Here is a 25,648-nt window from a genome sequence, read left to right as displayed (position 1 = left end):
TGTCGGCGATGTCGGTCAGGCGATGGGCGGCGTCGTAGGTGTAGGCCGTGAACGCGCCGTCGGGTTGGGTGACCTTCTTCACCAGGCCGGTGGGCCAATACTCGATGGCGGTGATCTGGTCGTCGGCTTCCGAGGCGTTGTTGGTGCCGCGCACCTTGCGGGCGGTGAGCCAGCCGCGCGGGTGGTAGGTGAAGTCGGTGACGACGTTGTTCGCATCTTTCACCGACAGCACCCGGCCGGCGCCGTCGTAGGCCAGGGTCTCACTGATGCGGCCCAGCGCGTCGGTGACCTTCCACAGATCGCCCTTGCGGTGCGGACAGGTCGTAGGCGCGGACGCGCACGCCGCGTCGTCGCTGGCGTAGTAGGTGTAGGTGGTGGTGTCGCTCACGTCCGTGCGCGGGCCGTTGACCGAGGTCACCAGCCCAGCAGCGGGCAGGTGCCGTTGGTGAGGTCGGCCGCTTCGCAGTAGGTGGTCGTGGTGGTGCGGGTGGTGGAGGTGGCTGGATTGGTCTGGGTTGAGGTCAGCGTCTGGCCGCGCGAGTTGTAGGTCCAGGTGGATTTGGCGGTCAGATTGCCGGCGGCGCTATATACGCGGCGTTCGGTAGGCTTGCCGTGGCTAGACGACCAGTCCGTCTGAGTAGTACGCAGCTCGCCTGCGGACGGATTGGCCACGTCGATTCCTTCTTCTCGGGACGTTTCCCGGCCGAGACTATCGATGGCGAAGTTCGTGATTGCGCCGTCTTTTTGTTTGGCTTGGACGTATCCGTTCTGATCGTAGGTGTACGCGGTCGTGGAAGTTACGCAACCCGAACAGCTATCGATGATGGAAGTCGGAACGATGCGGCCGCGATACGCGACGTAGTCGATTCGGCGATTCGCGCCATTGGCCAGCGCAATGTCGGCGCGCGATACGAAATCGTGGTAGTTGGACGGCACGTATGTGGCCGACTCGGCGCCCAAGCCTCCGGCCAAGGTCGTGGCGTAGGCCCTGCGATCGCTATCGTATTTCGTCGTCGAAACGCGCACCCCATCTTCCAAAACGCCCGTAAGAGCGCCCTCCGACGAGGGACTGCCTACATGAGCGCTTTCGTCGTAAAGATAGGAGACGGCATGCCCGCCCGGATAATTGACTTCGGACAGGAACAGCCCTTGGTAACTGAAGGTCAAGACCTGGCCATCCGGAGTCGAAAGTTGCTGGAGCCGTCCGTCCGCGTCGTAAACGAACGCCAGGCTTCTTCCGTACTCGTCGCTCGCCGACTCTATCTTGCCGGCAGAGTCGTAAGCGATCTCGACCGTCTTGCCGTCTGGATTCGTCAGCTTCAGCAGTTTGCCGCCGGTGTCGAAATACTCCTCGTTGCCATAAGCATCAGAAAACCGCCAACCGCTTATCTCTTCGTTGAGCTCGTAGTGCGCTTCCGCCACAGGCACCCAGGAGGTCCCGTTGCTGTTGAATCTGACCGTGTTGCCGTCCGGCCTGCCGACATAAGCGGTCCGTGTACCGCCCTGCTCGGCCACTTCCACTCCGCGCGAGAAGACGGTGGAACGCATCGCGCCGAGCATGTCGCCCGGCGTGTGGACCGAGGACGCCCCTTTGCTGTTATATGTCCAAGCAAATTCCAACGGCGACGCCCCTACAGCGGGCACTTCGACTCGGTATTCGAATTTGTTACCGACTCCTGGATTGATAGGATCGCCAAAACAAGTTGGGCACTTCGGCCCCTTATTCTGCGAAGGATCCACTTTACCCAATTGAATCTCGCAAACCTCTGGAAGCGAGGGAGACCAAGGCTCTCGCCAATAATCGTCACCGCAGGTCCAATGTCGAGTAGATGAGTTGTACGGCCATGGCCCAGTCGAGCCGGAACCATCGCATTCCACGAGAAAATAGTTTGCTGACGCCATTTTTCCGTTGTAGCCCGGCTCCAGATAAGACTCGTTAAACACCCAATTGCGCACATCTCCAGGCCCGCAGGGTAATTCAGGGCCATTAGTTATCTCTCCGTACCAGAACCAATCCGAATAGGAAGCCTGGTAGGTCGAAAACCACCGCCGGTGCCACTGCGGTCTGCCTTGATACCAATTGTCGACCGCCCATTTAAATATCGGCGCATACGAATCCGTAGCCTGCGCCTTCACCTCGAACGCTGGCGCCGAAGCCAGCAGCCATCCGCACGCGAGGAGGAACGCAAGCAAAATTCCGGAGAAAAGACTCTTGCGCGATTGCAGACGGCAATCCGCAGGCGAAATCCGACTCATGACGACCCCCATCCCTGAGGCGCCCGCCGACCGGGGCCTCGGCCGACCATATCAAAGGCACAGCTTCGGTTTCGTGACTAGCTTGGCATTCGCATGGCGCCTAGTAAGGACGATTTCTGAAACAAAACAACCGCGCAAAATATGGCGCTAAGTGGATGCACCAACCTGTGCTTCTGCACCACATTGCAGCCCGCATTCGCGCAGGATGCGTATCATCCTTCCATCTCCGCACTCTCAACGACTGCGCTGCTCAGCGAATGCGCTATCGATACGATAGTAGTGGCGGTCAAACTGCGGTCGGCTCCGCTAGCGTCAGGGCACTCCGATGGGGACAACATCCAATAGGCTTGCAGCCAATGCTCAACGTCGACACGCAGGCCAAATCTGACCTAACCCCGAGCCCCGCACCAAAATGTGACGTCATGCGTCAGTTTCTGACATCGGCCTTCGTTAACGAGCCAACACTCCACTAGAGTCTGAAGTCACAGTTCGCGACACTCATCCGCCAAAACCGCCGTTTGGCACGGCTTCTGCGTATTATTCGGGTGCACGTGCGGTGTCGCACGGCTGCCCACGGACCGGAACAGTCGGCCTCCAGCGGCACGTGAATAGCTATCACTCCTAGGGGAAACATCCATGAAGAACGAACAGGGCTTTACCTTGATCGAACTGATGATCGTCGTCGCGATCATCGCCATCCTGGCCGCCATCGCTCTGCCGGCTTACCAGGACTACGTTGCCCGCTCGCAGGTGTCGGAAGGCATGAGCCTGGCCTCGGGCGTCAAGACCGCCGTGGCCGAGTACTATGCCAACTATGCGGCGTGGCCGACCACTAACGGCGCCGCTGGCGTCGCCGGCTCGGGCTCTATCACCGGTAAGTACGTTTCGTCGACCGCCGTTGGCGCCAACGGCCAGATCACCGTGCAGTTCCAAACCTCGTCGGCTAGCTCCAAGATCAGCAGCAGCAACCTGACGCTGACCCCCGCTGATCGCGGCGGCAGCATCGCCTGGACCTGCGGCGGCTCGCTGGCTTCGAAGTATCGTCCGAGCTCCTGCCGCTAATACCGGCCGGTTTCGGCAAGCAAGCAGAAGGGGCCGCACTGCGGCCCCTTCTTTTTGCCAGAATCCCAGACGTGAACCCCTACTTGAAATGGTGCGCGCCGATCGCGCTCCTGGCGGCCGGCCTGCTGGCCTATTGGGCCGGCCTGCACGGCGGCTTCATTTTCGACGACTTCGCCAACCTCGTCGAAGACCCCGACTGGAAAATGACCCATCTGGGCCTGGACGAATTGCGCCGGGCCGCGTTGAACGGCTTCGCCGGCGCCGGCGGCAGGCCGCTGGCGATCCTGAGCTTCGCGTTCAACCATTACTTCACCCAGATGGACGCCTTCGCGCTGAAGGGGACCAACCTTGGGATGCACCTGATCAACGGCTGCCTGGTCCTGGCGCTGTGCACCCGCATCTTCGCGCTGGCGCCAGTGGAAAACGCACGTCTGGGACGCTTCGCCGCCTGGGCGGTAGCGACCGCCTGGGTCGTGCACCCCTTGCAGGCGTCCACTGTGCTGTACGTGGTGCAGCGCATGGAGATCGGAGCGGCCATGGGCACCCTGCTCGCGCTGCTGGCCTACTTGCGCGCGCGCCGCCTGCAGATCGAAGGCCGCGCGAGCCTGCCCTGGTTCCTGGCCGCAGGACTGGCCGTGCTCTTCGGATTGGGTTTCAAGGAATCCGCGCTGTTGGCGCCGGGCTACGCATTACTGCTGGAAATTTTCGTCCTTCGTTTCCGCGTTTCCGCCGGACGTTCGAAGGCGCTGATCGGCCTGTATGCGGCCGGCATCGCCGTCGCGCTGATCCTGTTCGTCGGGTGGGCGCTTCCACACTACGCCTCGGGAGCCGCTTACGCCGCACGTGATTTCGGCTTAGGCGAACGCCTGCTGACTCAGGCGCCGGTCCTGACGATGTATCTCCGTCAGATCGTCGCGCCCACGCCGGGCGCGCTGCTGTTTTATTACGACAACTTCCCCATCTCCGGCGGACTGTTCTCGCCGCCGGCTACGGCCGTATCGCTGGCCGTGCTAGCGGCGCTGATCGCTTCCGCGTTCTTACTGCGCAGGCGTTGGCCGCTTTACGCGCTTGGCATCGGTTGGTTCTTCGTGGGCCATGCGCTCACCAGCAACGTGGTGCCGCTGGAGCTCGCGTTCGAACACCGAAACTATCTCGCGCTTCTGGGTATCCTGATCGCCATCGCGCAGATATTCGCCCGGATCGGCGCGCGCTTGAATACCGACGCGCGCAGAACTTTGGCGACCGCAGCATTGGCGGGTCTAGCGGCGCTATCCATCATTCAGGCGAGCACTTGGGGTGAGCCCATGCGCCTAGCGACGGCCCTGGCCTCGCGCAATCCCGATTCGCCCCGCGCCGGCTTCGAACTCGGCCGGTTGCTGTTGCAACAGTCCGGTGGCGATCCCTCTTCGGCGCAGTGGTTCCTGGCCCACAAAGAATTCGAGCACGCGGCCTTCCTGCCGCGCAGTTCGCCTCTCGCGGAGCAGGCGCTGATCATCATGGACAGCCGTTTGCGACGGCCGGTCCCGCAAGATATCTGGCGAAGCTTCCAGCGCAAGTTCCGCGAACGCGCGATCGGCCCCGAAGGCCTGAACGCGCTGCACGGAGTCCTGGCCTGCCGCCAAAGGGACGAATGCCATTTCGAAGATCGCGACCTCTACGACACCTTCGCCATTGCGCTAACCGTGAATCCAGATTCGGCCATCGTGCACTCCCTGTATGCAACTTTCGCCTTCAACATAATGCGCGATCATGAATTAGGCATTCGCGTAATGCGCGACGCCGTCCGGCTGGCGCCAAACGATGCGCAATACAAAGCGAACTTGGCCCAGTTGCTGGCAGCTTCCGGCGACGCCTCGCCGGAACTCGATGCCCTGATCGCCCAAGTCAACGCAGCGAACGGCAAGGGCACCTACACCGACGTTCTCCGGCAAATCCAAGCTTTGCGGCGGAACGCCGCCCGCCCCGTCCCCACCGGCAGTCCGGCGCGTTAGGCACGAATCTTGCCTGGCTGAATAGCAGGATTTTTGGCCGTGACCGACAGGGGAAGGGAGATGGCAAAAGAACGGGGTTTCACGCTGATCGAGCTGATGATCGTGGTGGCCATCATCGCCATTCTGGCCGCTATCGCTGCGCCCGCCTATCAGGATTACGTGGCTCGGTCGCAAGTAGCCGAAGGCTTGAGTCTTGCCACCGGGGCCAAGGTCGCTATCGCTACGTATTACGGCGACTATGGCGCATTTCCGTCGAATAATGCCGCAGCGGGCATGTCCGCTCCGGGATCCATCCGCGGAAAATATGTGGCGAGCGTCACAATCGATGGCACGGGCCAGATCACTGTCGCGTTCGATCCGGCTGCCGCCTCGGCAAAGATCAATACCAGCAACTTGACCTTGAAGATGCACGACAACAACGGCAGCTTGGGATGGGAATGCGGGGGACTACCCGGGAAGTATCTCCCCACGTCCTGCACCCGCTGACTCGCGTCGCTCGTAAAAGAAAAAAGTCGTCGCCAGACCCCGGTTGAATTCGACCGGCGGCGGCGACGACGATTCTTCTTCCGTCATCCTCGCGAACCCCGGGAAGCGCAAGGCGACATCTTCCGTAACCTTCCGATCCCTCACATGCTTCATGGCTCCGGAACGGTTTTCGTCGGTCGAATAGATGATCACGTAACGTTCGGCGGCGGCGAACAAACGGCCCAGATAATCGTCGTATACGTCGTCCTCGACCAAATGGAACACCACATCCAGCGAGAGCGCCAAATCCGCTCGCTGGCCGCCGTACTCATCAAGCACGACGAAGCGCTTGCTAGGATCGCCCGCAAAACGTCGCGAACACGCCTGGACCGCGTCCCGGCTGATGTCAACGCCGAGATAGCGGGGGTACGCGGCCCGCTCCAACTGGCGGCCGTCGCCGCTGCCGAATTCGATGACCGACGACACCGAATGTCTTGCTACGAAAGCATTCAATACGCCGGCTTTGTACTCCGCCGGCACGCCCGAAGATCCCGCGCCGGAATCGCCGCCGCGGCGGTATCTCTGCCGCCAATATTCCTGCGAATCGCTGAATCTCAACAATGCCGACCAGCGGGCCCAAGCGGTCCGAAGCACGCTAAACATGCTCGCTCCTCCTTGCTTTCCAAGATGCGGTCAACCCTCCGACCGCCAAATCGGAAGCGGTGAAAGCCAACCTCATCGCGGCCGCAAGTGCTGTCGCCTGAGCGGGCGGCATGACGGCGCTGCTCAGCGCTATGAATACGCCTTCGCGAACGAGAATGCCCCCGGGCGCGAAAACCGCGGCGATACCCGCGGCTACGCCCAGGCCATAGCTACCTGCGACGGCGGCACCCTCCGCGAATCCCAGGCCGAATGCCTTCATCGCCACCCCGGCTACCAAGGCGAGTATCGACGATTGCTGAAGCAACGCAATGCAAGCCGCGACGCGCAAGGATCCGCGGGCATCCATGGATCCGATCGCGTCGCGAAAACGCGCTGGCAGCAAGCGACCGAAAACCGTCACGATCGGGCCTATCCATGCCGAAGTGACGACTACGACCATAGGCACCAGCGCGAGCGCTACGAAAACCGATGCGCTTTGCCACCCGAATGAAGCCAAGGCGACCAGCGAAACGAGCGTAATCGTCGAGAGCGACATCCATTGTTCGGCCAAACCGGCCGCCAGCATCTGCGTGGCCGGCAGGCGCGATGCCGAATCCCCCAATCGGGCCAAAAAGCCCCATACGCCGCCTGGAATGTATTTCCCGAGCAACAACAATGCGAGATGGCGCGCCGCAACGAGGAGATCTATCCGCTCACCGCTATAAGCCAGCACCACTTGCCGCCAAGCGACTACGGAAAGGAACCAGATCAGCAACAGAACGGCGACGACCGCAGTCACGCCCTCCATTCCCAACGCGAGAACGATCGCTCGGGACTGTTCCCAGTATTTCGCCGCCGCGACGGCACAGAGGGCTAGGCCTAGCCACAAAAATACTCGCAACGCTAGCGGCCGTATGCCGTCAGCCCGACGCATGCATCTCGCTCCTCAATACGCGCACAATAGCCGCGGAGGGCGAATCTGTTCCGATGGCTTGCAAGGTCCACCGGCGGTGCGCGTTGTTCTCCACGAAATCGCGGATGATACGAGGCTGCAATCCGGACAAGACGACATTCCCGCCCAGACCGTCGGGCCGCTCGGTCGCACGCCGCAGCAATAAGGTCGGCAGGCCGAGCATTGCGGCCTCCTCCTGGTTGCTGCCTCCGTCGGTAAGCAAACAGCTGCTTCCCACGAGCAAACGCACGAAATCCGGGTAATTCATGCGCTCCATCAGTTCCAGGCCTTGGTTGAGCCGCAGCCTATCCATCCATCCCGTCGTCCGCAGTCGCGCCCGAGTCGCCGGATGCAGCACGAATTTCAACGGCATTACAGCGGATGCTCTAACCACTTCCCCCATCAGCAAGTCGAAATCCCCCGCATTGGACAGGTTCTCGTTGCGATGGATCGACACGACGCCATAACCCCCTATGCCTCCTTCGCTCATGCCGGGCTCAACGGCCGCCAGGGCGAGCCGCAAGGCGTCACGCAAAGTGTTGCCGCCCGTGTCGATCACCTTGCCACGAACATGGGCGAGGTTCGCTGCCGCCGTGGAATCCGGCGCGAAATGCAACTTCGACAAACGAGAGACACAGCGCCGGATGATTTCTTCCGGAAACGGATCCATCAGCTTCGGCGAACGTAAACCTGCCTCGATGTGAGCGACGCGCCCGCCGCAATACCGAGTAGCCATTGCGCCGAACAGCGTGGACATCGTGTCCCCGTGGACCACTCCGATGCGGCAGCCGCGCCATTCCTCGCTTCTTGCGCGGGCAGCGACCGCGCGCCAGAAGCGCGCCGACCATCCTAGCAGCGCCGATTTGGTGGCCGCTTCGGTATCGGGTACGAGCACCTCGTCGGGAGGCCTGGTACCGAAGCAAGCCTCCAACGCTTCGAACGTTTCGCTGTGTTGGCCCGTGTATACCAAACGGTATGGGACCTTTTGCACGTCGAGTTCGCGCAGCACCGGCGCAGTCTTGATGAACTGGGCCTTGGTGCCGATCAATACAATCAATGCTGCATCAGTCACGAAGATAAGTCAGATTCGTGATCTGCTCCGAAATCAATCCGATCAGGAAAATGATCACGGCCGCGCTTAACAACAAGGCGCTCATATTCGTGAAACGGTGCTCGGTCACGAAGGTATACGCGTAGTAGCCCAGCCCCAGCAATCCGAACCCCATGCCGATCGGCGCGAACAGCTTCAACGGCGAATACAGCGTGGCGATCTTGAAGATGATCAGCAGGAAGCGGATGCCGTCCTTGATCGGGCGGATGTGGCTGTTGTTACCGACCCGACGGGCTACGGGGATGGGCACGTAGGCGACCGGATAGGCGCTGCGGAAGAAGGCCATCGTGGAGGTGGTCGGGTAGGAGAACCCGTTCGGCAGCAGGTGCAGGAATTCGCGGAAACGGTCGGCGCGCACGGCGCGGAAACCCGAGGTCAGGTCGGCGACCCGCATGCCGGTCATCCAGCTCGCCAGGCGGTTGTAGAGGGCGTTCGCCGCCCCCCGGCCGGCGTTCGCCTGGCCCGAGGAATCCCGCGCCCCGACCACCATGTCGTAGCCCTCGGCCAGCTTGTCCAGCAGGCTTTGAATATGGGCCGGATCGTGCTGACCGTCCGCATCCATGAACACGATCACATCTCCGGAAGCCGCCCGCGCCCCTCTCTTGATCGCCGCCCCGTTTCCCATGGAATAGGGGGCGCTCAGCGCCGTGGCGCCGTGTTGGGCCGCTACGGCGGCGGTATCGTCGGTCGAGCCGTCGTCGACCACGATGATTTCCGCTTCGGGCAGGCGCGAGCGCAGGGCGGGCAGCACCCGGCGCAGGCCCTCGGCTTCGTTTTTCGCGGGCAGGACGATCGATAGACGCATGGCTTCCCCTTGCTTGGCCGCAGATTAGCCCAAAATCCGGTTTGTTATGAAAAAGTGATGGCGGCGGCGTTCGCCGTCGTTGGTTTGAGGTAAAGTCCGAAGACCTCGGGGGAGGAGGTTGATTCTTATGAGCGCGGTCCCGACAGCCAATCTGGTCGGCATCACCGGCATCGCCCGGCGGCTGGTGCTGGACGGTGCTATGGACGAAGCCACCGCGCGTAGCGCGCTCGAAGGCGCCAGCCGCGAGCGCAAGCCGATCGCCGCGTACCTCGCCGAGAACAAATTGGTGAACGCCTCGCAGATGGCGGCCGCCAATTCGATCGAATTCGGCATGCCGCTGTTCGATCCGTCGATCATGGACCCTGCCCAGAACGCGCTGAAGCTGGTCAAGGAAGACCTGATCACCAAACATCATGTATTGCCGCTGTTCAAGCGCGGCAACCGTCTGTTCGTCGGCACTTCCGATCCGACCAACAGCCGCGCGCTGGACGAGATCAAGTTCAACGTGAACATGGCTGTCGAGCCGATCCTGGTCGACGAAGAAAGCATCCGCCGCACGCTCCAGCAATGGCTGGACATGAACGATACGCTCGCCGACATGACCGGCGACGCCGACGGCATGGAAAGCCTGGACGTAGGCAGCGGCGACGAGGATTTGGCTGCGGGCGACAGCGGCGTGGACGCCGCGGGCGACGACACGCCGGTGGTCAAGTTCGTCAACAAGGTCTTGGTCGACGCGATCCGCCGCGGCGCTTCGGACATCCACTTCGAGCCTTACGAGAACGATTACCGCGTGCGCCAGCGCATCGACGGCATCCTCAAGACGGTGGCCAAGCTGCCGGTCAAGCTGCAGGCACGGGTCGCGGCGCGCCTCAAGGTCATGGCGCAGCTGGACATCGCCGAAAAGCGCGTCCCGCAGGACGGGCGCATCAAGCTCAACCTTTCCAAGACCAAGCAGATCGACTTCCGCACCAGTACGCTGCCGACCTTGTTCGGCGAGAAGGTGGTGCTTCGCGTGCTCGATAGCGCGGCCGCCAAGCTCGGCATCGACAAGCTCGGCTACGAAGAAGATCAGAAGAAGCTGTTCCTGGACGCCGTGCAGAAACCGTACGGCATGGTGCTCGTCACCGGTCCGACCGGCTCCGGCAAGACGGTTTCGCTGTATACGGCGCTGAACATCCTCAACGACGAGCAACGCAACATCTCCACCGTCGAGGATCCGGTCGAAATCCGCGTGCCCGGCATCAACCAGGTGCAGATGAACGTCAAGCGCGGCATGACCTTCGCCGCCGCCCTGCGCAGCTTCCTGCGCCAGGATCCGGACGTGATCATGGTCGGCGAAATCCGCGACCTGGAAACCGCCGAGATCGCGATCAAAGCGGCGCAGACCGGCCACATGGTGCTGTCCACGCTGCATACCAACGACGCGCCGCAGACCATCGCCCGCCTGATGAACATGGGCGTGGCCCCGTACAACATCACCAGCTCGGTGAGCCTGGTCATCGCCCAGCGCTTGGCGCGGCGGCTGCACGACTGCAAGCGCGAAGTGCACTTGCCGGACCATGCGCTGCTGGCCGAAGGCTTCACCAGCGACGAAGTCCATGCCGGCATCAAGCTTTACGAGCCGGTGGGCTGCAGCGAATGCACGGAAGGCTACAAAGGACGCATGGGCATCTACCAGGTCATGCCGATGAGCGACGAGATCCAAGAGATCATCCTCGCCGGCGGCAATGCCATGGCCATCGCCGAAGCGGCGCAGAAAGCCGGAGTCCGCGACTTGCGCCAGTCCGCATTGTGGAAAGTCAAGAACGGGCTCACAAGCCTGGCCGAAATCAACCGAGTCACCAAGGACTAACCATGGCCGCCAGCAAATCTGCAGCCGCCGCCAAGGCGCAAGCCAAGATCCGGACCGCCAACTCGCTGGAGACTTTCGTCTGGCAGGGTACCGACAAGCGCGGGACCGTGATGAAGGGCGAACAGCAGGCCAAGAACGCCAACCTGCTGCGCGCCGAGCTGCGCAGGCAGGGGATCACCCCGAAGATCGTCAAGCCCAAGGGCAAGCCGCTGTTCGGCAGCGCGGGCCGCAATATCAGCGCCAAGGAGATCGCGATCTTCAGCCGCCAGTTGGCGACGATGATGAAATCCGGCGTGCCGATCGTGCAGGCGCTGGAAATCATCGCCGGCGGGCAGAAGAACCCGAAGATGCAGAAGATGGTCGACGGCTTGCGCGCGGACATCGCGGGCGGCTCGTCGATCTATGAGGCGATGAGCAAGTATCCCGTGCAGTTCGACGAACTGTTCCGCAACCTGGTCCGCGCGGGCGAGAGCGCGGGCGTGCTGGAAACCGTCCTGGATACGATCGCGACCTACAAGGAGAACACCGAGGCCTTGAAGGGCAAGATCAAGAAAGCCCTGTTCTACCCGGCCATGGTGATCGCGGTGGCGATCATCGTCAGCTCGATCCTGCTGGTGTTCGTGGTCCCGCAGTTCGAGGAAGTGTTCAAGAACTTCGGTGCGGAACTGCCCGCCTTCACCCAGATCATCGTCAACGCCTCGCGCTTCATGGTGGGCTGGTGGTGGCTGATCCTGTTGTTCCTGGCGGGTACGATCATCGCCGCGATCTTCTTCTTCAAGCGTTCGCCGCGGTTCCAGCATTTCATCGACCGGATGATCCTCAAGATCCCGATCATCGGCCAGATCATGCACAACGCCGCCGTCGCCCGTTTCGCGCGGACGCTGGCCACCACCTTCAAGGCGGGCGTGCCGTTGGTGGAGGCGCTGGACACGGTCGCCGGCGCCACCGGCAACACGGTCTACGAGAACGCGGTCAAGCGCATGCGCGACGACGTCTCGGTCGGCTACCAGGTCAACATGGCCATGAAACAGGTCAATCTGTTCCCGCATATGGTGGTGCAGATGACCGCGATCGGCGAAGAGGCCGGCGCGCTGGACACGATGCTGTTCAAGGTCGCCGAATTCTACGAACAGGAAGTCAACAACGCGGTCGACGCCCTGGCCAGCCTGATCGAGCCGATGATCATGGTCTTCATCGGCGTGCTGGTGGGCGGCATGGTGATCGGCATGTACCTGCCTATCTTCAAGCTGGCGGCTGTCGTCTAATAGCGGCATGGCTTTCCTCGACCAAAACCCCGGCCTCGGCTATCCCGCCGCGGCCGGCCTGGGGCTGCTGCTAGGCAGCTTCCTGAACGTCGTCATCCTGCGCCTGCCGCGGCGGCTGGAATGGCAGTGGAAACGCGACAGCCGGGAGATCCTGGGCGAACCGGACCTCTACGATCCGCCGCCGCCGGGGATCGTGGTGGAGCGCTCGCACGATCCGGAGACCGGGCACCCGCTGGCCTGGTGGGAAAACATTCCAGTCCTGAGCTATCTGATGCTGCGCGGCCGCTCGCGCTACAGCGGCAAGCGCATTTCGCTGCAGTACCCGCTGGTGGAATTGCTGACGATGGCGCTGGTGCTGTGCTGCGTATGGAAATTCGGCTTCGGCTGGAAGGGCTTCGGGGCGATTCTCTTCACCTGTTTCCTGATCGCTCTGTCGGGCATCGACCTGCGCACCCAATTGCTGCCGGATCAATTGACCTTGCCGTTGTTGTGGCTGGGATTGATCGCCGCGGTGGAAAATCTCTTCATCGGCCAGAAAGCAGCCTTGTTGGGCGTGATGGCCGGCTATTCCAGCCTATGGACGGTGTGGTGGCTGTTCAAACAGCTGACCGGCAAGGACGGCATGGGCCACGGCGACTTCAAGCTGCTGGCCGCGCTGGGCGCCTGGGTGGGCTTGAACGGCGTCTTGCCCACCATCCTGCTGTCGTCGCTGGTGGGCTTGGTCATCGGTTCGGCTTGGCTGGCGATGAAGGGCCGCGACAAGGCCACCCCGATCCCGTTCGGCCCCTATCTGGCCATCGCCGGCTGGATCGTGTTCTTCTGGGGCAAGGAAATCATCGATTTCTATCTCCGCCTATCGGGAATGAAAGCGTGATTCGTCCCTCTCCCTAACGGGTGAGAATGGAACCATGAGCGAGTTCATCGTAGGCCTCACCGGCGGCGTCGCTTCGGGCAAGACCGCGGCCACGCGCTGCTTCGAAGCGCTGGGCGTCTTCGTCGCCGACGCCGACGTGGCCGCACGCGAAGCGGTGGCGCTCGGGTCCGAAGGCTTGGATGAAGTGGTCGCCGTCTTCGGCGCCGACGTTCTGGACGCTTCGGGGGCGCTGGATCGCGCCGCGATGCGCCGCATCGTGTTCGCCGACGAAGCCGCGCGCAAGCGGCTGGAGGCCATCGTGCATCCGCGCGTGCGCAAGGCGCTGAGGGCCGCGTGCGAAGCGGCGCCCTCGACGTATGCGATCGCCGCGATTCCGCTGTTGGCCGAAGGCGGCGGTCGCGGGGCCTATCCTTGGCTCGACCGCATCCTGGTGATCGACGTGCCGCGCGAAACGCAGATCGAAAGGCTGATGCGCCGCGACGGCGTCGATGCGGCGTTGGCCGAGAAGATGCTCGCCGCGCAATCCAATCGCGAACAGCGGCTGGCGATCGCGGACGATGTGGTCGTCAACGCCGGTTCGCTGCAAGCCCTGGAGGCGCGGATCGCCGAATTGCATGCCCGCTATCTCGCACTGGCCGCCGTTTCGTAGCCGCGGCCCGCTTTTGTGGGAGCGGCTTTAGCCGCGAGCTTTTTCCGGCAGACTGCAGCGAACCGAAGGAAGAGCTCGCGGCTAAAGCCGCTCCCACAAAAAAAGCGGGGCTCAGGACCACAAACCGCGGATCGCGGCGATGCCCTGCGCGCCGTGATCGCGCGCTTCGGCCATATCGGCCGGCGCCAAGCCGCCGATCGCGTAGATCGGCAGCGAAACCCGTTCACGCAACGCAGCGAACGCGCTCCAGCCGATGCCCGGCGTTCCGGGATGCGTAGCGGTCGCCTTGACCGGCCCGACCACCGCGAAATCGCAGCCCAGCGCTTCGGCCATGCGCAATTCTTCGGCGTTGTGGCAGGAAGCGGCGACTTGCAGCGCCGGCGGCAGCGGACGCGCCTCCAGACGCGGCAGTTGCGCCGCGCGCAGGTGGACGCCGACTTGCAGCTCGGCGGCCAAGGCCGCATCGCCGTTCACCAACACGTCCGCGCCCGCTTTGCGGCATAGGCCGATCGCTTTGGCGCAGAGCCGGCGCCAGCGCGCCGCATCCAAGCCGGGCGCTCGCAGTTGCACGCGCCGCACGCCGGCGGCGAGCGCGCGCTGCAATCCTTCCAGCCACGCCTTGTCGTCGGCGGGCGTCGGCGTGACCAGATACCGATCGGTTTGCAGCAACGCAGCGACCACCGGCCGATCGGCCGGCGGCATCGCGTAGCTCGCCAGCTTCGCGGGCGGCACCCAAGCCAAGGCTTGGCCGTCCAATCCTCGCGGCGCCCCGCCCTGCCACGAGGCGATGCGGCGCACATCCAAGCGCAGACGCTTGTGCGGGTAGCGTTGCGGGACCGCGATCAGCGGCGCGCCGAGTTCGACTTCGATGCCGAGCTCTTCGCGCAATTCGCGGGCCAGCGCGGCCTCGGCGGATTCTCCGGGCTCGCGCTTGCCGCCCGGGAATTCCCACAGGCCGGCCAGATCGCGGCCTTCGGTGCGCCGCGCCAGCAAGATGCGGCCGCGTGCGTCGCGGATGACGCCGGCGACGACTTCGACGACGGGCTCGTCGACGCTGCCCGGCGCTCTTGCGGGAGGGGCTTCAACCCCGACATGTTTCGCGGCCGGGGCTGAAGCCCCTCCCGCAAAGCCCCCGGCCGGATCGGCAGAGGGCGGTCTTCGGTCAGGCGAGCTGCCCATGGCAGTACTTGAACTTCTTGCCGCTGCCGCAAGGGCAAGGATCGTTACGGCCGACTTTGGGCCCGGTAGCGCGCTCGACGCTCAACTCGGGAAGGCCGGCCTGCGCCTGCGCCGCTTCTTCGTCGGCGCCGTAACCGCCGGCATCGCGATGCTGGAACTGCATCTGCTGGGCGACCGCGGCTGCCTGACGGCGCTCTTCGGCTTCCAGCGCGGCCACTTCTTCTTCGGTGCGGATCCGCACCCGCGCCAGCAGCGTCACCACTTCGCGCTTGACCTTGTCCAGCATCTCGCCGAACAGCTCGAACGCTTCGCGCTTGTACTCCTGCTTGGGCTGCTTCTGCGCGTAGCCGCGCAGATGGATGCCCTGGCGCAGGTAGTCCATACGCGCCAGATGCTCCTTCCAGTTCTGGTCGAGCACGTTGAGCATGATGTGGCGCTCGAGCATGCGCATGGTTTCGCCGCCGACCTGCGCTTCCTTGTCGTCGAACTGCTTGGCGACCGCGTCCTGCACGTGCTGGGCCAGCTGGCCGGCGTCCAGTTCGTCGGACCGCTGCACCAGATCGGTCAGCGACAGCTGCAGGCCGAATTCGTTGGCCAGTTCGGCTTCCAGGCCCGGCAGGTCCCATTGCTCGTCGATCGAGTTCGGCGGCACGAAGCGCGCGACCATGTCCGCGACCACGTCTTCGCGGATGCCGACCACGTTCTCGTGCACCGACTCGGCCTCCAGCAGCTCGTCGCGCTGCTGGTAGATGACCTTGCGTTGGTCGTTGTTGACGTCGTCGAAGTCGAGCAGGTTCTTGCGGATGTCGAAGTTGTGCGCTTCGACCTTGCGCTGCGCGTTGGCGATCTGCTTGGTCACCAGCGGGCTTTCGATGATGTCGTCTTCCTTCAGGCCCATCCGCGCCATCATCCGCTGCACCCAGTCGGCGGCGAAGATGCGCATCAGGTTGTCTTCCAGCGACAGGTAGAAGCGGGACGAACCCGGATCGCCCTGGCGGCCGGAGCGGCCGCGCAGCTGGTTGTCGATGCGGCGCGATTCGTGGCGTTCGGTGCCGACGATGTGCAGGCCGCCGGCGGCCTTGACCGCGTCGTGGCGCTGCTGCCATTCGGCCTTCACCCGCGCGCGGGTGACTTCGTCGACTTCGCCCTGCGCTTCGAGCGCGGCGAGTTCGGCTTCCAGCGAGCCGCCGAGCACGATGTCGGTGCCGCGGCCGGCCATGTTGGTGGCGATGGTCACCGCGCCCGGACGGCCGGCCTGGGCGACGATGTGCGCTTCGCGCTCATGCTGCTTGGCGTTGAGCACTTCGTGCGGCACGCCGGCCTCCTGCAACTGCTCGGACAGCATTTCCGACACTTCGATCGAGGTGGTGCCGACCAACACCGGCTGCATGCGCGCGTTGGCTTCCTTGATCTCGTTGACCACCGCGCGGTACTTGCCGGCGCGGTTCAGGAACACCTGGTCCGAATGGTCCTTGCGCACCATCGGCTTGTTGGTCGGGATCACGATCACTTCCAAGCCGTAGATGTTCTGGAACTCGAACGCCTCGGTGTCCGCGGTGCCGGTCATGCCCGACAGCTTGTTGTACATGCGGAACAGGTTCTGGAAGGTGATGCTGGCGAGGGTCTGGTTCTCGCGCTGCACGTTGACGCGTTCCTTGGCTTCCACCGCCTGGTGCAGGCCGTCGGACCAGCGCCGGCCCGGCAGGGTGCGGCCGGTGAACTCGTCGACGATGATCACCTCGCCGTCGCGGACGATGTAATCGACGTCGCGCTGGTAGATGGCGTGCGCGCGCAGCGCGGCGTTGAGGTGGTGCACCACGTGGATGTTGTGGGCGTCGTACAGGCCGTCTTCGCCGGACAATACGCCGGCCTTGCGCAGCAAGTCCTCGGCGTGTTCCTGGCCGGCTTCGGACAGGTGCACTTGCTTGCCCTTCTCGTCGACCCAGTAGTCGCCGTCGCCTTCCTCGGTCTTCTGCCGGCTCAGCTTCGGCACGATCGCGTCGACCTTGTGGTACAGCTCGGGCGATTCGTCGGCAGGGCCTGAGATGATCAGCGGCGTGCGCGCCTCGTCGATCAGGATCGAGTCCACTTCGTCGACGATCGCGTAGTTCAGGCCGCGCTGGAACCGGTCTTCCTTGGCCAGCGCCATGTTGTCGCGCAGGTAGTCGAAGCCGAATTCGTTGTTGGTGCCGTAGGTGATGTCGCTGGCGTAGGCGGCGCCCTTGTCGCTATGCGGCATGCCCGGATAGACCACGCCCACCGACAGGCCCAGCCAGTTGTACAGCTTGCCCATCCAGGCCGAGTCGCGGCGGGCCAGGTAGTCGTTCACCGTGACCACGTGCACGCCTTTGCCGGCCAGCGCGTTCAAATACACCGGCAGCGTCGCGACCAGGGTCTTGCCTTCGCCGGTGCGCATCTCGGCGATCTTGCCCAGGTGCAGGACCATGCCGCCGATCAGCTGCACGTCGTAGTGGCGCATGCCGAGCACGCGCTTGGACGCCTCGCGGCAGACCGCGAAGGCTTCGGGCAGCAGCTTGTCCAGCGATTCGCCGTCGGCGATGCGCTTCTGGAATTCGGGAGTCTTGGCTTGCAGCTCGGCGTCGCTGAGCTTCTGCAGTTCGGGCTCGAGAGCGTTGATCTTGGCGACGACGCGATCCAGCTGGCGCAGCAGGCGGTCGTTGCGGCTGCCGAAAACGCGGGTAAGCAGGCTGTTGAGCATGGTTTGACCGATAAAAGGGTAAACGCCGCACCGGGCGACGACCGGGCTGGGCCCGAAAACAGAAAAGGGCGCTGGGCGCCCTTTTTGGCAACGCGCATTGTAGCTTGGGGCCGGAAAGGCTGCTTACAAGGCTTCTTGAACCCTTCTCCCGCCCGCGGGAGAAGCTGGCCGCGCAGCGGGCGGATGAGGGCGCGCGCAGGTTGAAATCGCGTCGAACGCTAGTTCCCACCCGCTTCTAATTCACCGCCAGCGGGCTACTCCGCGCGCCCTCACCCAACCCTCTCCCGCAAGCGAGCGAGGGTTAATGCGAGCTCAACCCCGCTTCAGCAGCCCATTGCCCTGCTCGCCCAGGAACTTGCGCGGATTGACCACCGCGCCGTTCTGCCAGACTTCCAGGTGCACGTGGGCACCGGTGGAACGGCCCGTGGAGCCGGCCTTGGCGATGGTCTGCCCGGCCCGCGCCAGGTCGCCGACCTTCAGCAGCAACTTGGAATTGTGGGCGTAGCGGGTGACGTAGCCATTGCCGTGGTCGATCTCGATCACGTTGCCGTAGCCCGAACGCACGCCGGAATAGCTGACTACGCCGTCGGCCACCGCGGTCACCGGATCGCCGACGTTGGCCTTGAAGTCGATGCCCTTGTGGTATTGGCTGCCGCCGCCGAACGGATCGGCGCGACCGCCGAAGCCCGAAGTGATGTAGGTGTTGGCGATCGGCATCCGCGAAGGCACCGCGTTCTGATCGAGCTGACGGTTGAACAGCAGCGATTCGAGCAGGGTCAGCTGGCCGCCGGAGGACTGCAACTGGGCTTCCAGCTGATCCAGGCCGTCGTGCAACTCGCCCGGCTTCATGTCGCGCACCGGGCCGGCGCCGCCGACGCCGACCGGCTTGTCGAAATCGAATTCCCCGTCCTGCAACTGACCGATGCGGGTCAGGCGTTCGCCCAAAGCGTTCAAGCGATTCGCTTCGGCCTGCAGCTCGGCCAGGCGCGCGGCCATAGCGTTCACTTCTTGCTTGGCGTGCGTGCGCACGTCGTCGAATTGCGCTTGCTGGCGATCGAGCTTGGCCTGAAGTTGATCGACTTCGACGCTGCCGATGCCGCTGCGCATGCCCGCGCCGGCGGCGATGCCGATGGACGCCAACACGATCGCGGCCAAGCCGGGACGGAAGGAAATGAAATCGCGCGTCCGGTAGGGCAGATCCATCACCCAATAGCGCGCATTGTTCAAATAATCGGAAAAATTCATCGAAACCGAAGCATCCATCTCAAGACTCCGCCAGCTAACGAGCAACGCTGCCCCTGTTGCGCTTCTGATAAGACGGAAATCGAAAAAATCTGGGCCGTATGGTTACACTGCCCGCGTTGTGAAATCGCCTTGCTAACCTTTCTTTAATCTCCGAGTCCGCAATGACCGGCTCCGGATCTCGTGACTCCCTACCGCAAGCCGCACTCGAAGCGCTGCTGGCCGATCCGGCCGGCGATCCACTGCGTCGAGCCCTGTGGCTGGATGCGTTGGACCTGCGCTTGCGTCCCTGCTTGCCTCCCGAACTGGCCGCGCATGTGCGGCTGGCCAATGTCGCTCCGGGCGGCAAACTGGTCTTCCTCGCCGATGCCCCGGTGTGGACGGCCAAGCTCAGGCTCGCCGCCGCCGAGGTGCTCGACGCTGCCCGGTCCGTCGGGCTCGATGCGACCGTCCTCACCGTCAAAACGACGGCCGTCCCGCTGATCGACAAGCCATCGCGGGTGGAAAGGACGGTCAAACCGATGTCGACGGCCTCGCGTGACGCCCTGCGAGCCGCCTTGGATTCCCTGCAAGATCCCGACTCCGCGGAACCTGGAGAACGCTCTTGACTGGCCGAGTCCGGCGGGAAAATACGTTTCCCCAGCGGGCCGCCGTACCCAGCCAGGGGGCATGGTAACGGCGTCGTCCGCCCAATTCGTTAATATCCGGGAAGAAAAAAGTTAAATTTGGGCATGCGCTTCACAATCCGCTCACAGGGATGAGCGGGGGCCTGCGCCCGATGGGCGGTTCGGAAAGGTGCTTTTTGGAGTCGAGCCTGCTCGACTGCCCTTAGGGCACGTTCCCGGGATCAGGCCAGAAAGCAGTCGAGCAGGCTCGACCCTAAAAAGGCGGGCTCAGACCGGGGCCAGCTCGCCATAGAAGGCCGGGGCGGCCTCGGCATCCGGGTATGTCACCACTTCCCAAGCCCCGGCATCGGCCTGGAGGGCCCTGACCAGCTTGTTGTTGAGGGCATGGCCGGATTTGTGGCCCTCGTAGGCGCCGACGATGGCGTGGCCGACCAAGTACAGGTCGCCGACCGCATCCAGGATCTTGTGGCGGACGAATTCGTCGGCATAGCGCAGGCCGTCGTCGTTCAATACCCGGAATTCGTCCAGGACGATGGCATTGTCCATCGATCCGCCCAAGCCCAGGTTGCGCTCGCGCATGAATTCCAAGTCGCGCATGAAGCCGAACGTACGGGCGCGGCTGACTTCCTTGACGTAGGCGGCGGTGGAGAAATCGAGGGTGGCTTTCGACTGGGCCGAAGGGATCATCGGGTGGTCGAATTCGATCGTGAAATCGAGCTTGTATCCGTCGTAAGGCGTGAACCGGGCCAGCTTGTCGCCCTCGCGCACTTCCACCGGACGCTTGATCCGGATGAAGCGCTTGGCGGCGTCCTGTTCGACGATGCCGGCCGATTGCAGCAGGAATACGAAGGGGCCCGCCGAGCCGTCCATGATCGGCAGCTCGGCCGAGGACAGCTCCACATAGACGTTGTCGACGCCCAGGCCGGCCAGGGCCGACATCAGGTGCTCGACGGTCTGGACCTTGGCGCCATCGCGGGCCAGGCCGGTGCACAGGGTGGTTTCGGCGACGAGGTCGGCGTCGGCCGGGATCTCGACGACCGGCTCCAAATCGACGCGCCGGAACATGATGCCGGTATTGGCGGGCGCGGGGCGCAAAGTCATATAGACCTTCTCGCCGCTATGCAGTCCCACGCCGGTGGCGCGGATGACGTTTTTAAGGGTGCGTTGACGCAGCATAGGTCGGGGGGCGGAGCCTTGCGCTGACGTTGTAATTATTGGAGCCGCGGGACGCCGCGGCCGGCCACAAGAAGCGTGCCTGGCCGCCAGACGGCGAAGATTAGCATGCGCCTTCCTGAACCTGAACGGAAGGGGCGCCGGGACGGGGAACGATCGTACGGCCGGGCCGGGCGAACAGTCAGCCCTCCCCGGGATACGAAGCGACGTGAGCCGCGTCACAGAACCCGCATGAAGCGCGAAGAGCACGGCCATCAAGGCTCGGTTTTACCGTGCATCGGCAGGTCGGAATCACGCAGGCACCTATGAACTTTCGGCCACTTCTGTGCTGCTTGTTTTTTTCGCTTTCCGCGGGCGCGTGCTCGCCGCCGAACGCAAGACATCCGATATCCGATGCCGGCCTGTCGCCGATCGAATCCGAAACTTCGCTTCTCGCAGAACGCAGGGCCGAATCTGCGGTCATCGAGCGAGCGGAGACCAAGCAACCGCTGAAGCTGTGCCCATCGCTGGACTTTTCGGTATTCATCGAAAATTTTCTTGCAGACGAACGGTTGCAAGAAGCCTTCACCCGTTTCCCGTACGAAACCGTCCAGTACGACCCTCAAGATTTAGACCGGGCTCCTCGCGTGCTTCTTCTCCAGAAAGCGGAGGTGAATTTCCCTCTGATTCTCAACCGGCGCCTTCTAGCTGAAAAAGGCGTCGAGATCGAGATATCGAAGAAAAGCAGTAATCGATACGAGGTTTTTACGCACAGCCAAGGAAGCGGCGCATATAGCCGGGCCTATCTGTTCCAGAAATATGCGGCTTGCTGGTTTCTGATCAGCATGACGGATGGCTCTACCTAATTTTCAAGGAAATTTATGGCTCGCAAATACGAAGTTGCGGAGAGCGTTGGCAAGTCCTGGGGGCACGTCGATTCTTACGAATCTATCGAGAAGCATCACCCCACCTGGGTCGAAGATCTCAATAAACGCAGGTACGCCGAGATCGACGGAAGCCGCGAGGAATATGTCGAATCCCCAACCCATCAAAGGATGGTAAGCAAGGACTTGGTGCTCTCGGTAGAGGGCAGCGCACTAGTGGATGTACCGTCTCCGGTATCTGGATACATCCGACGCTCCCCGCGGCTCGATCGTTGGGGGACCGTTGAAATTTATAACCGATCAAGCGAAGACGCTGAACTGATCGCGCGCGTGCGGCACATGCATCCCATCCATGTACAAGAGGGGCAAAAAATAGAATATGGTCAATTGCTCGGCAGACAGAGCAATAAAGCTCCACCTGGCGTAAAAGTAGGGCTGCATACCCACATCGATTTCAACGAATGGCAACTCAATCATTTTCGTGAATACATTCGTGATCTCGACACCGGAGTCATTACACCGGAAGGGCGGATCGATGAGTATCAGAGACGAGATAGCGTGCGGCCACACATGGATAGCGAACGCCCTGCAGACCGTTGGCTAGGAAATACGGAGCCGCAACAATCTCTGGACAGTCCACGCAGCTACAGCGACCCCCGCCATCCCGACCACGCCCTTCACGAAACCATCCGCCGACACCTACCGGCAGGCACATCCGACGAAATGGCCGCCCACGTAACGCTGCAAGCCAAAGTCGGCTGCGTGCGGGATGCCGAGCATCTGGACATTGTCATGGTGCACGAGGGCCGCGTCTTCGTGATGAGCAAGACGCCTGGCTTCCGGGCGCACGTCGACCTGTCGGAAACGCCGCCGCCGATCAGCGAGACGATGCAACGATCCGAATCGCTGGATGCTCAGCGGGCCCAGCAGCGCGAGCAATGGATGGCGCAGGAACAGCAACTCACGCAAGGCCGCAGCCTGAGCCGCTCGCTATAAACGCTGCCGGACGTGCGGTCCGGCAGCGTCGCCGGATTCAACCGTCTGCTACCGCGACAGATACGGCTCCAATACGCCCTGCCCGCGCTTGTCGATCTGGTCCAAGCGCTTGCCCATCGCCGGGTGGGTTTTGTACAGCTGCGCCAGGAAGCCGGATTTGTTGCCCATCGACCCCATCTTCTGCAGCACCGAGTACAGAGCCAGCGGGTTGTAGCCGGAGCGGGCCAGGTAGATCTGCGCCGCCTCGTCCGAACGGTATTCGGCGCTGCGATCCAGGCCGCGCATCAAGATGGCCGCGCCGTTCTTCTCCACGAAATCGCGCGCGTACGCCGCCGCGGGATTGCCGTCCGCCGGAGTCTTGACATTACGCATGGCGATCTTGGCGCCCGCCTGGGTCATTTCCTGTTTGTGGATGACGTTGTAGTGGTCGCGTTGAACGACATGGCTGATTTCGTGTCCCAACGCGGCCGCGAGTTCGGCGTCGCCATCCAAACGCCGATACAGGCCGCGCGTCATCAGCACATAGCCGCCCGGCATGGCGAAAGCGTTGACTTCGTCGGTGGCGATGACGCCGAAGGTCCAAGGCAAATCGGGACGGCTGGTGTTCGACGCCACCCAGCGGCCGATGAGGTTGATCCGCCGTTGCGCGGCATCGTCGCTCCACAGCGGGCTCGCTCCCAGCACGCGCGCGGCCAAGGCCGGGCCCAGCGCCAATTCCTCTTGCTGCTGTTCGGCTTCGGATTTGCCCGCGGACGCGCTGGCCATCTCTGCGGCGTCGTTGGTCTTGCCGCCGCCCATGCCAAGGCGCCCCATTGCGCCTTGCGCCTGGGAGATGCCTTCGCGCTTTTGCGCTTGCGTCGCCCCGCCCTGCCCCGCCGCGGCCGGCTTGGCTTCGGCGGCGTAAGCCACGGCCGTGGCCGTGAGCCCTTGCTTGCGCGCGTAAGCCGCAGCCGCTTTCGCAGCGGCACGATAACTTTGCATCTTCTCGAGCTGCACGTTATTCGCGGCTGCGATGCGCAATTGATTTTCATCGAGGCCGCGCACGCCGGCGGTTTCGCTGCCTCGCCCCAAGCCCGATTTCCCGACGAACAACACGTTGGGGCCGCTGTCGTCGCGGCCGGCTTGCGCCAACCGCACATCGTTCACCCGAACGAATCCCGATTTGCCGGGCATCGCGCCGACCTCGTACCATAAGCCCTTCTGGCCCGCGATCTTGACCGCGTCGTTCCGCTTGAGTGTCAGCAGGCGCTCGGCGTTCAAGTCGGGGGCGCTATAGACGTCGACGCTGGGTTTGCTGATCTTGGCGGGAAGTTCTTGGGCTACGTCGGCGGCGTAGGCCGCGCCGCCCAGCAAGAGTAAAGCGAACAGGTAACGCATGGACTGCTCCGTTGGCGATATGGCAGAGAGATGCCGTGCCAAAAAGACGGAGACCATGCGAGGCAAGGGCCATGGATCGCAGTGGCGCACCGACGAGCCCGCAGACCCGACAGGACGCCGATACCGAAAATGCTGCCGGGCCGGCGCGGCCCGGCAGCCAAGAGGACGTTACCGCTGGCTAGCTGAAAACCTCAATCGGCCTGCCGGCGCAGGAACGCCGGAATGTCCAGGTAATCGCCCGGCAAATCGGCTACCGCCGGCGCGCTCTCCGACGCATGGGCGCGGCCGCTGCGCAGGCCGCCGAAGCCGTGGGTCGGCGCCGGTTCGACGTGCGACATCGCGTCGAAGTCGGGCTGGCCCGTGGTGGCGTTGCGCACCAGCTTGATCGGCGTGCGGATCGGCTCATGCTCCTGCACGCGCACGTGCTGACGCGAGGCGACGCGGTTCAGGCCGGTCGCGACCACGGTGACCTTCACTTCGTCCTGCATGTCCGGATCGAGCACAGTGCCGATCACGACGGTCGCGTCTTCCGAAGCGAAGTTCTCGATGGTGCGGCCGACTTCGTCGAACTCGGCCATGGTGAAATCCGGACCGGCGGTGATGTTGACCAGGATGCCGTTGGCGCCCGACAGGTTCACGTCGTCCAGCAGCGGGTTCTGGATCGCGCTCTCCGCCGCCGCTTGCGCGCGGTCGTCGCCGCGGGCGTGACCGGTGCCCATCATCGCCAGGCCCATCTCGCTCATCACGGTGCGCACGTCGGCGAAGTCGACGTTGATCAGGCCCGGACGCACGATCAGGTCGGCGATGCCCTGCACGGCGCCCTGCAGCACGTCGTTCGCGGCGCGGAAGGCCTGGATCATCGTCGCGTTGCGGCCGAGCACGGTGATCAGCTTCTCGTTCGGGATCGTGATCAGCGAATCGCAGTGGTGGGACAGCTCCTCGATGCCCTTCAGCGCCACCTGCATGCGGCGACGGCCTTCGAACGGGAACGGCTTGGTGACCACCGCGACCGTCAGGATGCCCATCTCTTTCGCCAGCTGCGCGACGACCGGCGCCGCGCCGGTGCCGGTGCCGCCGCCCATGCCGGCGGTGATGAAGACCATGTCCGCGCCCTGTAGCGCATCCATGATCTGTTCGCGGTCTTCCAACGCCGCCTGCCGGCCGACTTCGGGATTCGCGCCCGCGCCGAGTCCCTTGGTGACGTTGCCGCCCAACTGCAATTGCAGTTTGGAACCGCAGTTCTTGATCGCCTGCGCGTCGGTGTTGGCGGTGATGAATTCCACCCCGTCCACGCTGCTGTTGACCATATGCGCGACCGCGTTGCCGCCGCCGCCGCCCACGCCCACGACCTTGATGATCGCGTTCGGAGCCATTCTTTCAACCAGTTCGAAATGCGCCATGTCCACGTCCTCCGTTCTGTACCGCTAGTTATGAAATCGGGTTGTTGTCGCAATGTGTTGCAATCGTCTTGCCTCTTGCCGCCGCGCGTCGCGCCATCACGCCGCGCTTCTGCCTGTGTAGAGCGGAGCTTGCTCCGCTGCTTTTT

Annotated in this window: 21 protein-coding genes and 1 pseudogene; 10 read left to right on the top strand and 12 right to left on the bottom strand. The window is 63.3% G+C overall.

The features are described 5' to 3' along the window. Together FCE95_RS16990 and FCE95_RS16985 are read right to left on the bottom strand one after the other, a co-directional pair. Positions 1-418 (bottom strand): annotated as a pseudogene (locus FCE95_RS16990) (RHS repeat domain-containing protein); the annotation flags it as partial. After that, positions 415-2,256 carry a DUF6531 domain-containing protein gene (locus FCE95_RS16985; protein ID WP_189644821.1) on the bottom strand — a complete coding sequence of 614 codons (1,842 nt, stop codon included), beginning with the start codon at positions 2,254-2,256 and terminating at the stop codon, positions 415-417. The gene FCE95_RS16985 and the pseudogene FCE95_RS16990, both read right to left, overlap by 4 nt. 636 nt (positions 2,257-2,892) lie before the next feature. Here FCE95_RS16985 and FCE95_RS16980 point away from each other — a divergent pair. From FCE95_RS16980 to FCE95_RS16970, 3 genes are all read left to right on the top strand, one after another. Further along, on the top strand, positions 2,893-3,318 hold the full coding sequence (locus FCE95_RS16980; RefSeq protein WP_137268212.1) for a pilin: 426 nt from the start codon (positions 2,893-2,895) through the stop codon (positions 3,316-3,318). A gap of 71 nt (positions 3,319-3,389) precedes the next feature. Next, positions 3,390-5,309 carry a hypothetical protein gene (locus FCE95_RS16975; protein ID WP_137268211.1) on the top strand — a complete coding sequence of 640 codons (1,920 nt, stop codon included), beginning with the start codon at positions 3,390-3,392 and terminating at the stop codon, positions 5,307-5,309. A gap of 60 nt (positions 5,310-5,369) precedes the next feature. Then, positions 5,370-5,795, top strand: coding sequence for a pilin (locus tag FCE95_RS16970; RefSeq protein ID WP_137268258.1), 426 nt, complete (start codon positions 5,370-5,372; stop codon positions 5,793-5,795). Here FCE95_RS16970 and FCE95_RS16965 read toward each other — a convergent pair. The 4 genes from FCE95_RS16965 to FCE95_RS16950 form a co-directional block, all read right to left on the bottom strand. Beyond that, the gene (locus tag FCE95_RS16965; protein WP_137268210.1) at positions 5,757-6,437 is read right to left on the bottom strand and encodes a class I SAM-dependent methyltransferase; all 681 of its coding nucleotides are present in this window, start codon (positions 6,435-6,437) and stop codon (positions 5,757-5,759) included. The two genes, FCE95_RS16970 and FCE95_RS16965, sit on opposite strands and share 39 nt — an antisense overlap. Next, positions 6,430-7,215 (bottom strand): hypothetical protein, encoded by a 786-nt coding sequence (locus FCE95_RS16960; protein ID WP_189644820.1) that lies wholly within the window; start codon positions 7,213-7,215, stop codon positions 6,430-6,432. Before FCE95_RS16960 ends, FCE95_RS16965 begins: the two co-directional genes overlap by 8 nt. A 121-nt stretch (positions 7,216-7,336) precedes the next feature. Beyond that, positions 7,337-8,440, bottom strand: coding sequence for a UDP-N-acetylglucosamine 2-epimerase (locus tag FCE95_RS16955; protein ID WP_189644819.1), 1,104 nt, complete (start codon positions 8,438-8,440; stop codon positions 7,337-7,339). After that, positions 8,433-9,284, bottom strand: a complete 852-nt coding sequence (locus FCE95_RS16950; RefSeq protein ID WP_137268207.1) for a glycosyltransferase family 2 protein — start codon at positions 9,282-9,284, stop codon at positions 8,433-8,435. Before FCE95_RS16950 ends, FCE95_RS16955 begins: the two co-directional genes overlap by 8 nt. A 127-nt stretch (positions 9,285-9,411) precedes the next feature. On the opposite strand from FCE95_RS16950, the gene pilB reads away from it, so the two are divergent. The 4 genes from pilB (at position 9,412) to coaE (ending at position 13,927) form a co-directional block, all read left to right on the top strand. Beyond that, positions 9,412-11,139: a type IV-A pilus assembly ATPase PilB gene (gene pilB, locus FCE95_RS16945; RefSeq protein WP_137268206.1), complete on the top strand. Its 1,728-nt coding sequence runs from the start codon at positions 9,412-9,414 to the stop codon at positions 11,137-11,139. A gap of 110 nt (positions 11,140-11,249) precedes the next feature. After that, on the top strand, positions 11,250-12,404 hold the full coding sequence (locus FCE95_RS16940; RefSeq protein WP_425481318.1) for a type II secretion system F family protein: 1,155 nt from the start codon (positions 11,250-11,252) through the stop codon (positions 12,402-12,404). Positions 12,405-12,411: 7 nt separating this feature from the next. Continuing rightward, positions 12,412-13,278, top strand: coding sequence for a prepilin peptidase (locus tag FCE95_RS16935; protein WP_137268204.1), 867 nt, complete (start codon positions 12,412-12,414; stop codon positions 13,276-13,278). Positions 13,279-13,312: 34 nt separating this feature from the next. Beyond that, positions 13,313-13,927 carry a dephospho-CoA kinase gene (gene coaE / locus FCE95_RS16930; protein WP_137268203.1) on the top strand — a complete coding sequence of 205 codons (615 nt, stop codon included), beginning with the start codon at positions 13,313-13,315 and terminating at the stop codon, positions 13,925-13,927. Positions 13,928-14,038: 111 nt separating this feature from the next. Here the strand turns inward: coaE and FCE95_RS16925 are convergent, their stop codons facing one another. The 3 genes from FCE95_RS16925 to FCE95_RS16915 form a co-directional block, all read right to left on the bottom strand. Then, entirely contained in the window at positions 14,039-15,106 is a 1,068-nt protein-coding gene (locus tag FCE95_RS16925) for a Nudix family hydrolase (RefSeq protein WP_137268202.1), read from the bottom strand. Further along, positions 15,090-17,825, bottom strand: a complete 2,736-nt coding sequence (gene secA / locus FCE95_RS16920; protein WP_137268201.1) for a preprotein translocase subunit SecA — start codon at positions 17,823-17,825, stop codon at positions 15,090-15,092. Before secA ends, FCE95_RS16925 begins: the two co-directional genes overlap by 17 nt. 312 nt (positions 17,826-18,137) lie before the next feature. Next, complete coding sequence (locus tag FCE95_RS16915) at positions 18,138-19,028, bottom strand: M23 family metallopeptidase (RefSeq protein ID WP_425481317.1); 891 nt, start codon at positions 19,026-19,028, stop codon at positions 18,138-18,140. 188 nt (positions 19,029-19,216) lie between these two features. Here FCE95_RS16915 and FCE95_RS16910 point away from each other — a divergent pair, with 188 nt between their 5' ends. Next, on the top strand, positions 19,217-19,675 hold the full coding sequence (locus FCE95_RS16910; RefSeq protein WP_425481316.1) for a DciA family protein: 459 nt from the start codon (positions 19,217-19,219) through the stop codon (positions 19,673-19,675). A gap of 285 nt (positions 19,676-19,960) precedes the next feature. On the opposite strand, the gene lpxC is transcribed toward FCE95_RS16910, so the two are convergent. Next, positions 19,961-20,869, bottom strand: coding sequence for a UDP-3-O-acyl-N-acetylglucosamine deacetylase (gene lpxC / locus FCE95_RS16905; protein WP_137268199.1), 909 nt, complete (start codon positions 20,867-20,869; stop codon positions 19,961-19,963). Positions 20,870-21,138: 269 nt separating this feature from the next. Here lpxC and FCE95_RS16900 point away from each other — a divergent pair, with 269 nt between their 5' ends. Both FCE95_RS16900 and FCE95_RS16895 read left to right on the top strand, forming a co-directional pair. Then, complete coding sequence (locus tag FCE95_RS16900) at positions 21,139-21,711, top strand: hypothetical protein (RefSeq protein WP_137268198.1); 573 nt, start codon at positions 21,139-21,141, stop codon at positions 21,709-21,711. Between the two features lie 15 nt (positions 21,712-21,726). Next, positions 21,727-22,725 carry a hypothetical protein gene (locus FCE95_RS16895; protein ID WP_137268197.1) on the top strand — a complete coding sequence of 333 codons (999 nt, stop codon included), beginning with the start codon at positions 21,727-21,729 and terminating at the stop codon, positions 22,723-22,725. A gap of 48 nt (positions 22,726-22,773) precedes the next feature. Here FCE95_RS16895 and FCE95_RS16890 read toward each other — a convergent pair whose 3' ends face one another. Next, a complete protein-coding gene (locus FCE95_RS16890; RefSeq protein WP_189644818.1) occupies positions 22,774-24,102 on the bottom strand; it encodes a M48 family metalloprotease in 1,329 nt (442 codons plus the stop codon). Positions 24,103-24,293: 191 nt separating this feature from the next. Next, the gene (gene ftsZ, locus FCE95_RS16885) at positions 24,294-25,502 is read right to left on the bottom strand and encodes a cell division protein FtsZ (protein ID WP_137268195.1); all 1,209 of its coding nucleotides are present in this window, start codon (positions 25,500-25,502) and stop codon (positions 24,294-24,296) included. Positions 25,503-25,648 lie beyond the last annotated feature (146 nt).

This window comes from Luteimonas gilva (assembly GCF_005239095.1).
In the GTDB taxonomy this organism is placed as follows: Bacteria; Pseudomonadota; Gammaproteobacteria; order Xanthomonadales; family Xanthomonadaceae; genus Luteimonas_C; species Luteimonas_C gilva.
Note: the sequence above shows the minus strand (reverse complement) of the source record. Positions and strands in the feature narration are given on the sequence as shown.

Excerpts from the sequence above, each read along its gene's own strand:
- FCE95_RS16980 (WP_137268212.1), top strand. The coding sequence starts at position 2,893 with ATGAAGAACGAACAGGGCTTTACCTTGATCGAACTGATGATCGTCGTC.
- FCE95_RS16915 (WP_425481317.1), bottom strand. The coding sequence starts at position 19,028 with ATGGATCTGCCCTACCGGACGCGCGATTTCATTTCCTTCCGTCCCGGC.
- pilB (WP_137268206.1), top strand. The coding sequence starts at position 9,412 with ATGAGCGCGGTCCCGACAGCCAATCTGGTCGGCATCACCGGCATCGCC.
- FCE95_RS16965 (WP_137268210.1), bottom strand. The coding sequence starts at position 6,437 with ATGTTTAGCGTGCTTCGGACCGCTTGGGCCCGCTGGTCGGCATTGTTG.
- FCE95_RS16935 (WP_137268204.1), top strand. The coding sequence starts at position 12,412 with ATGGCTTTCCTCGACCAAAACCCCGGCCTCGGCTATCCCGCCGCGGCC.
- FCE95_RS16940 (WP_425481318.1), top strand. The coding sequence starts at position 11,250 with ATGAAGGGCGAACAGCAGGCCAAGAACGCCAACCTGCTGCGCGCCGAG.
- FCE95_RS16925 (WP_137268202.1), bottom strand. The coding sequence starts at position 15,106 with ATGGGCAGCTCGCCTGACCGAAGACCGCCCTCTGCCGATCCGGCCGGG.
- FCE95_RS16985 (WP_189644821.1), bottom strand. The coding sequence starts at position 2,256 with ATGAGTCGGATTTCGCCTGCGGATTGCCGTCTGCAATCGCGCAAGAGT.
- secA (WP_137268201.1), bottom strand. The coding sequence starts at position 17,825 with ATGCTCAACAGCCTGCTTACCCGCGTTTTCGGCAGCCGCAACGACCGC.
- coaE (WP_137268203.1), top strand. The coding sequence starts at position 13,313 with ATGAGCGAGTTCATCGTAGGCCTCACCGGCGGCGTCGCTTCGGGCAAG.
- lpxC (WP_137268199.1), bottom strand. The coding sequence starts at position 20,869 with ATGCTGCGTCAACGCACCCTTAAAAACGTCATCCGCGCCACCGGCGTG.
- FCE95_RS16895 (WP_137268197.1), top strand. The coding sequence starts at position 21,727 with ATGGCTCGCAAATACGAAGTTGCGGAGAGCGTTGGCAAGTCCTGGGGG.
- FCE95_RS16970 (WP_137268258.1), top strand. The coding sequence starts at position 5,370 with ATGGCAAAAGAACGGGGTTTCACGCTGATCGAGCTGATGATCGTGGTG.
- FCE95_RS16950 (WP_137268207.1), bottom strand. The coding sequence starts at position 9,284 with ATGCGTCTATCGATCGTCCTGCCCGCGAAAAACGAAGCCGAGGGCCTG.
- FCE95_RS16890 (WP_189644818.1), bottom strand. The coding sequence starts at position 24,102 with ATGCGTTACCTGTTCGCTTTACTCTTGCTGGGCGGCGCGGCCTACGCC.
- ftsZ (WP_137268195.1), bottom strand. The coding sequence starts at position 25,502 with ATGGCGCATTTCGAACTGGTTGAAAGAATGGCTCCGAACGCGATCATC.